The sequence below is a fragment of the Saezia sanguinis genome, assembly GCF_963921665.1.
Classification (GTDB): Bacteria; Pseudomonadota; Gammaproteobacteria; order Burkholderiales; family Burkholderiaceae_C; genus Saezia; species Saezia sanguinis.
This window is the reverse complement of record NZ_CAWUGC010000002.1, coordinates 132,437-145,132: the sequence shown is the minus strand read 5'-3', so window position 1 is coordinate 145,132 and position 12,696 is coordinate 132,437. Positions and strand designations below refer to the sequence as shown.

16 protein-coding genes are annotated in these 12,696 nt (G+C 43.2%); 13 read left to right on the top strand and 3 right to left on the bottom strand.

What is annotated here, in order from left to right:
• The coding region (locus AACY98_RS02775) for an autotransporter domain-containing protein (RefSeq protein WP_339801294.1) at positions 1-226 on the top strand (226 nt) is incomplete at its 5' end.
• 143 nt (positions 227-369) lie between these two features.
• Complete coding sequence (gene tehB / locus AACY98_RS02770) at positions 370-1,236, top strand: SAM-dependent methyltransferase TehB (protein WP_339801291.1); 867 nt, start codon at positions 370-372, stop codon at positions 1,234-1,236.
• A 55-nt stretch (positions 1,237-1,291) separates the two neighbouring features.
• Here tehB and AACY98_RS02765 read toward each other — a convergent pair whose 3' ends face one another.
• On the bottom strand, positions 1,292-2,179 hold the full coding sequence (locus AACY98_RS02765; protein ID WP_339801288.1) for an NAD(P)-dependent oxidoreductase: 888 nt from the start codon (positions 2,177-2,179) through the stop codon (positions 1,292-1,294).
• Positions 2,180-2,284: 105 nt separating this feature from the next.
• Between AACY98_RS02765 and AACY98_RS02760 the strand changes: the two genes are divergently transcribed.
• The 9 genes from AACY98_RS02760 (at position 2,285) to AACY98_RS02720 (ending at position 9,199) form a co-directional block, all read left to right on the top strand.
• On the top strand, positions 2,285-2,893 hold the full coding sequence (locus tag AACY98_RS02760; protein WP_339801286.1) for a TetR/AcrR family transcriptional regulator: 609 nt from the start codon (positions 2,285-2,287) through the stop codon (positions 2,891-2,893).
• 497 nt (positions 2,894-3,390) lie between these two features.
• On the top strand, positions 3,391-4,869 hold the full coding sequence (locus AACY98_RS02755; protein ID WP_339801283.1) for a tetratricopeptide repeat protein: 1,479 nt from the start codon (positions 3,391-3,393) through the stop codon (positions 4,867-4,869).
• An 85-nt stretch (positions 4,870-4,954) separates the two neighbouring features.
• Complete coding sequence (locus AACY98_RS02750; RefSeq protein ID WP_339801280.1) at positions 4,955-5,488, top strand: hypothetical protein; 534 nt, start codon at positions 4,955-4,957, stop codon at positions 5,486-5,488.
• A complete protein-coding gene (locus tag AACY98_RS02745) occupies positions 5,466-6,080 on the top strand; it encodes a tetratricopeptide repeat protein (protein ID WP_339801277.1) in 615 nt (204 codons plus the stop codon). The genes AACY98_RS02750 and AACY98_RS02745 overlap by 23 nt, the downstream gene beginning before the upstream one ends.
• A gap of 324 nt (positions 6,081-6,404) precedes the next feature.
• Entirely contained in the window at positions 6,405-6,992 is a 588-nt protein-coding gene (locus AACY98_RS02740) for a hypothetical protein (RefSeq protein ID WP_339801274.1), read from the top strand.
• A 63-nt stretch (positions 6,993-7,055) separates the two neighbouring features.
• Positions 7,056-8,096 carry a hypothetical protein gene (locus tag AACY98_RS02735; protein WP_339801271.1) on the top strand — a complete coding sequence of 347 codons (1,041 nt, stop codon included), beginning with the start codon at positions 7,056-7,058 and terminating at the stop codon, positions 8,094-8,096.
• Between the two features lie 119 nt (positions 8,097-8,215).
• On the top strand, positions 8,216-8,410 hold the full coding sequence (locus AACY98_RS02730; protein WP_339801268.1) for a hypothetical protein: 195 nt from the start codon (positions 8,216-8,218) through the stop codon (positions 8,408-8,410).
• Positions 8,407-8,856 carry a hypothetical protein gene (locus AACY98_RS02725; RefSeq protein WP_339801266.1) on the top strand — a complete coding sequence of 150 codons (450 nt, stop codon included), beginning with the start codon at positions 8,407-8,409 and terminating at the stop codon, positions 8,854-8,856. The genes AACY98_RS02730 and AACY98_RS02725 overlap by 4 nt, the downstream gene beginning before the upstream one ends.
• A gap of 4 nt (positions 8,857-8,860) precedes the next feature.
• Positions 8,861-9,199 carry a hypothetical protein gene (locus AACY98_RS02720; protein ID WP_339801263.1) on the top strand — a complete coding sequence of 113 codons (339 nt, stop codon included), beginning with the start codon at positions 8,861-8,863 and terminating at the stop codon, positions 9,197-9,199.
• 155 nt (positions 9,200-9,354) lie between these two features.
• On the opposite strand, the gene AACY98_RS02715 is transcribed toward AACY98_RS02720, so the two are convergent.
• Together AACY98_RS02715 and AACY98_RS02710 are read right to left on the bottom strand one after the other, a co-directional pair.
• Positions 9,355-10,146 (bottom strand): hypothetical protein, encoded by a 792-nt coding sequence (locus AACY98_RS02715; RefSeq protein ID WP_339801260.1) that lies wholly within the window; start codon positions 10,144-10,146, stop codon positions 9,355-9,357.
• A gap of 60 nt (positions 10,147-10,206) precedes the next feature.
• Entirely contained in the window at positions 10,207-10,575 is a 369-nt protein-coding gene (locus AACY98_RS02710) for a hypothetical protein (protein ID WP_339801257.1), read from the bottom strand.
• Between the two features lie 400 nt (positions 10,576-10,975).
• Between AACY98_RS02710 and AACY98_RS02705 the strand changes: the two genes are divergently transcribed.
• A complete protein-coding gene (locus tag AACY98_RS02705) occupies positions 10,976-11,866 on the top strand; it encodes a hypothetical protein (RefSeq protein ID WP_339801255.1) in 891 nt (296 codons plus the stop codon).
• Between the two features lie 28 nt (positions 11,867-11,894).
• Entirely contained in the window at positions 11,895-12,590 is a 696-nt protein-coding gene (locus tag AACY98_RS02700; RefSeq protein ID WP_339801253.1) for a tetratricopeptide repeat protein, read from the top strand.
• Positions 12,591-12,696: the final 106 nt, after the last annotated feature.

Below are 12,696 nucleotides of genomic sequence, written 5' to 3'. Positions count from 1 at the left end.
GCAACACAACTTTGGCAGCGACACCGCAGACAGCGACCTCAACTTCATAGGCGGGTACAGCTACAACATCCGGGGCGTGGAAATGAACCGTGACAGTGCCATCATAGCGGCAGGGGCCACCTTTGAGTTGCAGGACAACATGCACCTGAGTGTGGGGTATGAGGGAGAGTTCGGCAACAGGAGCCGGGACAATGCGCTCAAGGTCCTGTGGAGGCTGAACTTCTGAGCTTAGAGACAAGCACCCTGGTGATGCAGGAATATCTGGGAATACCTGCTGCCAGGGTGATGGAGCCGGCTTCATACTAAACTTGACATTTTCAATAACCGAAAACATCTATTTTTTTAATGACCGAATGGTACAAGAAATATATGGGTAAGCTCTATAGTTATAAAAAATTACCGGTGTGGGATGCACAGACAATACCCGCAGCTTTTCAGGAAAAACACAATACCCAAAAAGGAGTCTGGGCCAAACTAACGGTGCTGAAAGGGGAAATTCATTTTGCCTTTTTGACGCCAGCCGGTGAAACAATTTCAACACATACCTTTTCACCAGAAAAACAGCCGCCTTTCATAGAGCCCCAATGCTGGCATAAAATTGTTTCATTTTCTGATGATGTGCAGTGTCAGCTTGCATTTTATTGTGAAGCGCAGGAGTACTACACCAGAAAATACGGATTGACAGCTACTCACTCCGAAGTTCTTGAAGCAGCCCAGACGATCAAGCCCGGACAGGCGCTGGATTTGGGATGTGGTTCTGGCCGCAATGCTTTATACCTGAATTTATTAGGGTTTGATGTTACAGCTTACGATCATAACGAAAGCAGCATTGCCAGGCTTGACCAGATTATGGAGGCAGAGCAGCTTCAACATTTGCAAACCAGGGTGTATGACATCAACCAGGCAGCGATTGAGCAAAACTATGACTGGATCATTTCAACGGTGGTACTCATGTTTTTGCAGGCACAGCAAATACCATCGATTCTGAAAAACATGCAGGAACACACCAAGCCCGGTGGTTATAACCTGATTGTTTCAGCAATGGATACGCCGGATTATCCGTGTACCGTCCCATTTTCATTTACCCTGAAGCCCGGTGAACTTCCTTCGTATTACGCAGGCTGGGAGCTGATTAAATACAACGAAAATCCGGGTGAGTTGCACCGTACAGATGAGCAGGGTAACCGTATAAAACTGCGGTTTGCCACGTTACTTGCACGGAAACAGACTGCCTGAAAAAGTTTTTCGAAGGCTTTTGGAAGAATGTAGCTGACCAAGTGTTTCTGCAATTTCAACAACGATTTTGAACAGAACACTCAGTGAACACGCTCCAGTCACAGGCCGCCCAACCCATAGAGATTGCCTTTTCCATTTTTTCGATGATGATAGGTGTATAGCTCAACGAGCATGACGTTGCATTGGAAGCTGCTTGCATGAGTTTTACATCTTTTAATCCCCCTGTAAGCTCAAACCCGATGTTGTCCTGGAAGGCTTTATCACCAATTTTTCTGGCGTACATTTTGAGCGTTGGGTTTGCAAAGCTGGTATCGAACAGCTGTGCGTAAAATTCGCGATTGATGCCTACGGCTTCGCCGTAGGCGTAGAGTTGCCCCATCAATTCCAGGTTGGCAACAGCAAAATAATTGACGGATAGCTTTGCGCAATTGGCAAGATATGGTTCTTTACCAAGAACCAGTGTTTTGCTGGAATACGACTCACAAACCGGTTTACAACGTTCCACGCTGTCTTTATCGCCAGCCATCAGGGTAAACAGTTTTCCGGCCTGTGCAGCGTCCGGACGCCCGATGACTGTACTCGAGACAAAATGACTGCCGTGTTTTTGATGCAGTTCGGTCAACTCTTTGGCCAAATCGGGCGAAATTGTTGTTGCACACAGATGAATACTTCCCGGTGTCAAGCCTGCCAGTATGCCATTTGGAGAAATGACGGCTTGACGTACTGAATTGTCGTCCATAAGGCTGGTCAGTACGATACTGGCCTGTGAGGCTGCCTCGCGCGGAGTTCTGGCCAGGGTGGCGCCACTGTCAACAAAGACTTGAGCTTTGGGCGCCGTGCGGTTGAACACCACAAGATCAAAGCCGCTTTTCTGGATGTTATGTGCCAGACCGGTGCCCATTTTGCCAAGCCCGATTACCGCGATTTTTTCTGCTGATTTCATTGTCTGTCCTTTCAGATATCAAATGTCGATGCATAATGACAATAATATGAGTAATACTCACATTTTCCTACTCGCATTTCAAATTTCTGCACAGCATCGGGCAAAATGAAAAAAGTCATTGATCCATATAGGAAATTTCCGAAACAGGCGCGTTCGCAAGAGACGGTAAATGTGATTCTGGAAGCAACCTCTCAGATTTTGCAGACTCATGGTGATCGGGCATTAACCACCAATGCCATCGCTGAGCTTGCCGGTGTCAGCATTGGTACGCTATACCAGTATTTTCCTGACAAGAGTGCCATCATGATTGCGCTGGCGCGTCAGGAACTGGCAGTTACGGCAGAAACAGTGAACAACAGCCTAATGACGGTATCCGAAGCCGCTGACCCTGTACGTGCTGGTATTCGTGCACTTCTTAATGGTTTTAAAGGGCGTCAGCGTGCACGAAAAGCATTAATTGAAGGTCTGATTGCCAACGGATTGGTCAATGAGTTAACGCTTCCTGTTGATAATGTTATGCAGAGTATTCTGTCGGCACATGCTCAAGAAACCAATACCGAGATACCAATGATCAATCCGGTGGCTGCTTATGTTTTGACCCGCGCAGTCATCGGCACGCTACGCGCTGCTTTGATGGAGCAGTCAAGCTACCTTGGAAAGCCGGAGTTTGAAGACGAACTGGTCAGGCTGGTACGCGTGTTTCTGGTTGAATGAATTCGTGTTTTGATATCTGACTTATGGCGGAATTTGAAATGAAATGCACGATTCGGAATTTTGCTGCATGGACCATTTAAATTCAAATATGAAGGCCAGCGCATCAGCAATGATTAGCCTTAGTTGTTCCTAATAAAGCTGCGGGCAGACTTTAATTGATACATCACCATAAATGGGGAATATGAGCAGTTCTAAAAATCATTTAGTCAAATTTTCATTTTAAGGATCAGTTCAGTTTTATTTTTAATGATCAAGCCTTACAAAATTTCATTGTTTTCATGAGTTCATCACGCAATCTTCATAAATCTTTCCCGTTACCCTTTTAAAATGTACAGAAGATAATCTGACAATTGAGAGATAAACCAACAATCTTAAGTTGTTAGTTTCAAGGTGAATAGAGTCAAACGTAGCAATTTAAAATCGACATATTCATATTTAACCAGCAAAAAGAATATTCGATTTGTCTGAAATTTTTTAAATTTATTGAAATTTAATATATGCGAAATAATTTTCTTATAAAAGTATGGCTTTACATTTGTTTCTGCTTAAGTATCAGCAGCTTAGCAGTTGCCGATATTTTGGAGGATGCCAAACATGCCGATGCAGAAACGCAGTTCAGAATCGGTATGATGTTTTATGAAGGTCAGGTTTTTGATGAAAATAATGAAGCTGCAATGGAATGGTTTTTGAAGGCAGCGGATCAGGGCAGTGTAAAGGCGCAACTCCACTTGGGGGATCTTTATTGGTTTATGGGCAATCAGGATAGGTCTGGAGCAGGTTATGCAGAGAAAGCCGCATACTGGTATTTAAAGGCTGCAGAGCAGGGGAATGCCAATGCGCAGTACGCCATAGCCAATATGTACGCTGATGGTAGTGGTGTTAAACGCAATGATGAGAAAGCAATGCAATGGTATCTGAAGGCGGCAGAACATGACAACGAGGTTCCTTCACGCGGAGGATACATCAGCCTTTTCGAGCGTATTGCCCATATGTATCAAAAAGGCAGAGGCGTAGAGCAAAGCACTGAACAGGCAATTTATTGGTATTTGAAAGGGGCCGTTCAACAGGATCCTGTTGCATTGACCAGATTGAGTGATTATTTGAGTTCTTCTGCTGTCGAGAGTTACAGAGCAGAACTTCTGCGGGCTGCAGAACAGGGAGACGTCAAAGCCCAATATACCCTTGGGATGATCAGTAATTTTGGACTTAGTGGTCGACAAGGACATCTGGACGCCGAAAAGTGGTTTTTACAGGCGGCTCAACAGGGATATGCACAAGCCCAGTTTGAACTGGGTATGTTGTATATGTATTCTGACGTTAAGAGAAATTACGAAGTGGCAAAACTGTGGCTTTTAAAAGCTGCCGATCAAGGACATGCTAGGGCTTCTTATCAGTTGGCAGTGGTATATGGCAATAATGAGTTTGGTGTCACAAAAAACCTGAACACTTCAGCGCAATGGCTTTTGAAGTCTGCACAGGATGGCTATGCGAAAGCTCAACATGTAGTCGGGTTACTCTATCTTACCGGAGATCAGGGAATAGATGTGCCCAGCAATCAGGAGGCGGCAGCCAATTGGTTTTTAAAGGCCGCTCGGCAAGGAAATGCTGAATCGCAGTTCTACCTTGCATTGATATACAGGGATGATTTGGGAGGATTGGTTCACAATGATACTGAGGCTATGGAGTGGCTTTTAAAATCTGCGGAGCAAGGATTTTCTGGAGCTCAGGATCTTCTTGGTGGTTACTATTATTATGGAATACAAGGAGTGCCTCAAAGCTATGAAATAGCAGCTTACTGGTTGTTGAAAGCGGCCGAACAGGGCGATGTTGTAGCGCAGATTCGTCTGGGAATGATGTACTACAGTGGCATCGGTGTTCCGCAGAATGAAGTTCTTGCACGCCACTGGCTGAAGGAAGCCAGTTTTGAAGGTCCGAATATCGTAAAAAACCTGATTTCTCTTTTATTTGACTATTAATTTGGCATTGTAAAAACGCGCAGGCAGAATAGAGCAAGATTGAATGCCAATGCAACGTAGGTATTGATATTTGGTGGATTCAGAAATGAAAAAGCTGCTGGCAGGCATTTTTTTATGGAGTCTGGTTTGCATGGCATCTGTAGTTAACGGTCAAGGCACGGGGCATTGGTTTATTGGAAAATCGTATCGCACATATTCTTTGCATTCAATTACGCCCGCCAGCAACGCACTTGTGGCTAAACTGTCTATTACCTGCTTCAGGTTCAGGTCTGATGTGGATGTGTCTTTGAATTTTTCTTTAAGAGCTGAAGATTTTGACAACGGATATGGCTTGGAGCCTCCTGCAGAGCCGTTTCTCCTGCTCATGGAGCTTGATAATGAAATAGAATTTTCTATGCCTGCCAATCTAAAAAGTTTTCGTAGCCCAGGCAATGTTTCTTTAATTTTCCGCATGGACCGCAAGAATGGTATTGATTTTGTACGCTCTTTAGAAGGCCACAACCAGCTTATAGTGGCTGTACCGGCAAAGTTTGAAGGGGGTTATATTTTTAAATATCAGCTTGATTTCGACACCGGTCAACTTGTACTTGGTCCATGTGGCCTGGGACAATTTTTATAAGAAAAATGATTTATATTTAGAAATTATTATGTCTGGCTTTTATCCGGGAAAACAGATGACTTATCGGCATTGCAAAAGTGTATGGGTTTTGCTGTCAATATGGATACTTTTATGTTCTGGCAATTTCTCACAGGCCGAGGATATAAAGGAGGCGGCACAGCTGGAAACTCCACAGTCTTTATACGAAAAGGGCACATTCATTGAGCAACAAAAGGGATTTTCAGGCTGCGCACACGCTGCGGACTGGTATTTGAAAGCGGCAGAGTCAGGGCATGCCGAAGCGCAATATCGTTTGGCTAGCTTATACCATGGCGAATGCTCTGATATTAAAGATGAAGTGGTCGCCAGATATTGGTACGTGAAAGCTGCAGAACAGGGGCATGTTTATGCTCAGGTTGAAGCAGGGTTAATGTATAGGCATGGCTGGCCAAATTATGACTACAAATTGGCGGCACAATTGCTTTTACAAGCAGCCCAACAAGGCAATAAACGAGCTCAATATGAATTGAGTGCAATGTGCCTGCATGGCATTGGGGTAGAGCAAGACGAATCCCTGGCACGAAAATGGCTGGATAGTTTCCACGGTAACTGATAAGAGTGTATGCCGCTTGCATTGTTTGGGGCATATTCAAAAAACAAGCCGTTAAACATGGGCATTGCTTGACCATCAGGCTGCTCAAGTATTCAAGTAGCAGTCTTTTCAATTCATCAAAAAATCTTCACAAACAGTTTTCATCAAAACTTCATTTTTTTAGAGTTTCTCAAGGATATGATGGTGTATCTTTTCATGAAAGGTATTTGATGTTGTTGTTTCGTATATTTTTATGCTATTAATTTTTGAAGGCGCTTTCGCGTGTTATGCACAAAACGCTTCAGAGCAAAACTCAGATCTTAATGTTCTGATTTTCTAAAAATTATGACCTCTAAAAAGCTTTCAAGCAGTCTCTCAGAAAGTGATACTAAGCTATTGAAGAATGCCCTTTTTGCAAGTCGTATGCACCGGCTATTCATAATGTGTGGCTGCACTATCATCTTAACAGTTCCGGCAGCAATGTTGGGAGGCTTAATTTTTGACTGGAAAGGGAATGATTTTATCTTGGGCATTCCGTCTTTTCTTATATTGGCTGTAGCAATTGCTTGTGCAGTGTCAATATGTGAAAAACTCTTGAAAAAAGACAATCTACTTCATTATTTTTTTAAACAGGCACTGCAGCAAAATATGTTGAAAACTATAGTAAAGGGGATGCTGAACTCAGTGACTGTGATGTCTGCTGGGAAGGTACGCTATGTAATTAATGGTGTTTCTTTTGATGTTGTTGTCATTTCGGGTACAACCAAATATTTAGGTTATTTTCAACATCCTGTTACATCGACTCAAGGGCCTGTTGGCGTGAAGGCTCAATTGCATTATCTTGAAATAAATCCTAAGGTTAAATTACTGCTACAGGTTATTGATGATTCTCCCTCAGGCGCAGGTCAAAAGAAGGCCCTGGAAAATGTATAGGCGAAAGTGGAATACCTCTTTGGTTATAAAAGATGAATTTTTTAAAACTGATTTTTAATTTTTATGAAAAATCATATGCTGTTAAGAAAATCTTTCCACTCTCTTTCAGAGAGTGATGTCAGTCTGCTGGAAAATGCTGTATTTGCATCCCGTATAAATGGGCGTGTCGTAATGGCTGGTATCCTGATTGCCTTGGTAGGAATGTTCTTGGCATTTGGCATATTTATCAGTGGGCGTGCTACAGGGCTAGGTATCAGTGCGGTATTTATTGTTCCTTTGGTCATGAGCATATTGACAGTATTTTTAATAGTTGCTTATGACAAGCTTCAAAGAAATAGGAGTTCGATTGAGCAGGCACTGAAAAAGGCTTTGAGTCAACGTTTGCCTAAAACTGTTGTAAAAGGAATTCTGGATTCTGTCTCGATCATGCCTACAGGCACATTACGCTATGTGATTGATGGCATTCCTTTGAATGTTACGGTTATTTTAGGAACAACCAATCGTTTAAGTTATTCACGACACCCTATCAAAAATATCCAGAGGCATATTGGCAGTGAAATCCAATTACATTACATTGAAATGAACTCGGAGGTTAAATTGTTGTTACAGGTTCTTGACGAACCCTGCACTCAGATACATCGCGAGTTGAGGCGCGTGCAGAAAAATGAATGGAAAAGGCATTTAAAGCCAGATATTGAACTGATGATGAATATGTGTGTCATCGTAGCAGTTCTGATGCTTTTTTTGGGTTTTTATATTGGCGGAATCGTTGCAGCAATTGCTTTGGCTCTTCTCAGCTTAGTGGTATTAGGCTTGGTGAATGCTATCTTCATTTTGCCTAAGTGGTTCAGGCTGCGCCGTACAACACATATGATGCAGATTTCCGGAGTTGTGACAGAGATAGTTACTGCACGCATTTTGGTAGGACGCTGCCCTATGAATGTTGAGTGGTATCGTGTAGGGGGACAGCTTCATTATTTGGATACTGATGATGGCAATTTAAAAATTGGTGAAAAGGTTGTTTTAGAAATTACCTGCGATTTGCATGGGCGACGGGCAGGTATTCTCTTCATTTTGAAAGAAGATGCAGCTGATGAAATGTAATTTGAAGGGTGCCGGGAGAGAATTCGTTTGTCAGATGACGTTGCATGTGGTCCTATTTAATCCGTAGGGTTGCACCTGAAAAATCTACTGTGGATATAAAAATATGAAAGGAGTTGCTTGTGCGTGGACGACAGACATTCAGCCTGTTAATCATCCTGGGTATATTGGCAGGTGTTGTTGGCGGATTGGTTATTTATACACATTCTGCTGGTGACCTTAAAGGTTCCGGGTGGGGGGATATTCTTGTTGGCATTGCTGGTTTTGTGGCTCTTCTGGGGCTGGGTGTATTTGCAATGTTAACAAGAAAAAAGTGATAGAAAACAATCAGACTCATCCTGAGAAACTTATTCAGCGCCAGTTTTTTAATGTGCACTGGGAAAGAACGATGTTAAACATGTTTCTTTTTTTGAAGTATCATCTGAGCCATCTGCTATTTGCGGTTTTTATATTTTTATATGCGCACACAACCCACGCCGATGAGTTAAATAAGGATGAAGATTGGACCAGAAGTCCATGCGTTCATTATGGCGGACAAACAACGCAAGTCTGTCGCTGTATCTATTCGTTGCCATATGATGGCTATTTGAATGCTTTCATTTTGATGATGAAAATAAATCCTCCGTCCAAGGAGGATCTGTTAAAGGCGATAGCGCTTCTTACCCATGCTCAAGCTGTTTGTGACGGGGTCAATGATGGATATCGCCAAAGGCTCCAAACTGTGTTGAAAGGCCGGTATTTCAGGAAAAATGTGCAAGGATGATAGTATGAAAAAAACGGAGGTTTTTCAAATGGCGGGGATTATGATTTTAGGCCTGGCCTCTGGCTGGCTTTATGCTGGGCAACCACAGAACTTGAGTGAACAGGAGATGGGGCTGTTAAAAATTCTCCGGGAGGAATGGGTTCAGGTCTGTACTGAAGAGCATGCATATACAGATAATCGCCCAGCGTATTCAGTACAGATCTGCCATTGTGTTATGGACAGATTAGAACTTATTTTCTCGCCCAGTGAGCTGGAGGCATTTTTTTCAGGAACGCTCGAACATGAAAGATATTTAGAGGGATTGGCTGCAATGAATGACGCCGCTGATTCCTGCGGTAACTGAAGGATTAAACGACATCAGCTGCCACATTGATTTGCTTATTGATTGAGGCGGCATACTGTGATCAGTGCGACCGCAGTAGAAAATTTATATGCAGGACATGTGGCTGCTTGATCCCTTAAAAAGGGAATAGAAAACAGTAGGCGGTTCTATTGTTATCAGCATCCGGAAGTAATATGGCATCCGGCTCTTTCCACCAATTCGTTCTGCTTTGCATTTGAAGACAGAAACACACAGGCTGGGGATACGTTGTAGCCGTCATCCGTCCAGATCAGTATATCGGCAATAGCATCACGGTCCAAATCTCCGATCCAGATATTGCGAATCGAAGAAACTGGTCCTACAGATAATTCTGAGGCTTGAAGGCCATCATTGAATGTGTAGGTAATTCGTTGAAATTCAGCATCTATTGCCGAGGTGTTTAATTGATAGGCATAGTTTAAAAATTCAAACCGGAAAAGGGGAGATTGTGCCTCACCGTCTTGTTGTGCTGCCCACATAGCCTTTTCTGGTGTTTCGAGCAGGCCAGGCTTTATCTGGGGGTGTTGCAGAAAAGCAATGGCATCCGGATGCTCTGAGCTTTCAATCACAATGCCCGTTGTTTCGCCTGCGGCGTCCGTCAGGCTATCATAGGTGCGGTTGATGTGAAGCAGGGTAGGCTCCAGTCTCCATTGCCCATCTTGTTCTATCAGAGCAAGCCATTCTCCTTCAGGTTGGGTTGGGGCCTGCCCGTCATGAAAAACAACGGGTCCGTTATTCCTGATGAGTCCTTGCGGATATGATGGATAAGGCTTGCTGCTTGGGGTGACGATAACCCAGCTATTGGCTTCATTGGCATTTATAAATTTTTCCATTTCAGCCTCATAGTTATACGTTTGCGCGCAGATGGGCAAAAAGGCAGATATGGCAAGGATGCCCAGAAATATTGTGTAACGTTGAAAAATAGCCATAACGATTGAATAAATATATTTAATGTTCTGTAAAAAATTTTCGTATTGATAAGACCTGAGCTATTCAAAAATGTGGTGTTGTGCGTCATATGCTGTTCTGTAAAGTTCTCCCCATGCAAGTATTTCAAGCTCATTGGTGTGGATGATTTGTCTGTTACATATATCATCGATTAATGGCCTGGATATGAATACAAAAAATGGGAAGTTACGGATAGAGGCGATATTCTCACCCTGATGACGGCTTGTTAAAACAACAAGTTCAATATCTTTCGCTGAGTTGTATGCCTGCCCGACAAGAGGGGGGGCAATAGCTGCCAGAACAGCTATTTTGCCTGTATCGAAAGTCATGCTTTGAATGAACGCACATTTTCTGACAGGTTTCAGCAGGGTACTTTCAAGAGAGGATAAATAGCATTCAAAGTTCAACATGATTCAAATTCATTGAAGTCTTTTTTAGAAGCCAGCTTTTCTCCGGGGATGGGTACTATGTGCACAGAATCCATAGACAAAGCTACTACCAGGGTAGCAGATGAGTTCAAAAGAGAAATACAGAACGATATGGGCAAGAGTCACTTCATTTATTGAGTTTTCGCGTAAAAGATCAAATGATGGGCAAATTATATGTGTTCACATTATCTTTTATATGAAACGCAAATCTATTTTGCCAGATAGGGATAACTTGTTGATTTTTCAATTTATTGCGCTCACGATGTTTATGCACAGATTTGTATTTCACAAAAATTTCATCAAACTTTCATCTTAAAAAGAGTATGGACAATTATCATTTCAGCACGATGAATAAATGAGAAAGTGCGCGATGAGGCCAGGATTGACTTCATTTTTTAAATTGATCGCTTGTGTATTGATATATCTTAGATTTAGTACCCAGGGATTGGCCGGCGCTTTTGAAGATGCCCGGGGTGGAAATGTCTGGGCTCAGTTTGTGTTGACCAGAATGTACTATTCAGGTGAGGCTGTTGAACAAGGTGAGGGTAAAGACACTTATTGGCTTCAAAAGTTCGAGGAGCCGGTTGATGGCGATCAAAATCGGTTTTATGTGGCAACCATAGATATCTGGCAAGAATTTGAAGCGCTCAAAACCCTGAATGGCCAGTCGTATATGGATGCGCGCGACAGGCTGCTTGCACAGCCGGATATTGATCAGCGGTTGCACCCCTACTTATCCTCTGGTGATTGGCAGGACTACTTTCAGGCCAAAATACTGTATGGCTGGTTACACGACGGAGATTTTTACCGTGAATTTTTACGTGAAATCAACAGTGATGAATTTGAGGCCGAAGTAAGGCGATGGAGGCCAACGATATTGGGCGCTGACGTTGTCTATAACAGGTATGGTCATGCGGCTCGTTACGAATATAAAGAAACGATCAATCCATTGTGTTTGGAATATCTGTTAAAAATGGATGAAGAGGGAGGGTATCCTGGGTTATTCTCTAAAATGCTGTACGCGGCTCCTGATCCAGATGATATTGACATGGCGATGTCTTTGCTGATCAGTACTGACGATGAGCGCATTAAAAGCGTGATGTTTGGATATCTGGCACGAATGCCCAGGCAAGACCTAGCACCTCAGCTTGAAGTACTCGAAACATTCATTGAAAACCTGAAAACCAGGATTGCCATTGCTGATGATGCCCAAGAGCTTGTGATCCAACGCAGAGAATTAATGCTCATGTTGCGTGAACTGCAGTTAAGATAAATTCAGAAATCATTTAAGAATTTAGTCAATGAAGCAAAAATCAATCTTGTTTATAAAACTCATTATGTGTCTGGCAGTGTACCTTGGACTCAGTGGCCAGGTATCGGCGGGTGTTCTTGAAAATGCGCAAAAGGGGTTGCCTGATGCACAGTATGAACTGGGCAATGAGTATTATTTTGGGAGAGATGCTGAACAGGATTATGAAGCTGCCGCATACTGGTATTTAAAAGCAGCAGAACAGGGGCACATTGGTTCTCAATGCCAATTAGGAATGATGCACTTGTATGGTTATCTTGACGGAGCCAATGACAATATGGCTGCCAAATGGTTTTTCAATGCGGCAGAACAGGGGGATGCAGAATCGCAGTACCAGTTGGGGAAAATGTATTTACGTGGTCAGATTGTTGAAAAGGGTGATCAGACTGCCGCTAAATGGATAACAGATGCAGCCAGACAGGGGCATACAGCAGCTCAAGTGCTGTTAGGCGATATGTATTGCGATGGATGGGGCGTTAAGCAAAGTTACGAAGAAGCCAAACATTGGTATCTTGAAGCTGCGAACCAAGGGGCTTCCCAGGCTTATGGGAGATTGGCAGAGCTGTATTACAACGGCAAAGGTGTTGAGCAGAGCACCGAAAAAGGCGATTGCTGGCGTCAGAAATCTGAAGGCCAGGACCAGAGCCTTAGTCACCTGATGTATCAGTCCGTCAAGTCACAGACGTGAGGCCTGGGCATGTAACAAGCATGTAGATAGGAGCCAAATCAAGGCATGGATTTTGAGGGCTTTATTCACATCGTATGTTGGCAATGTAGCGCTGTTTTTTGCATGA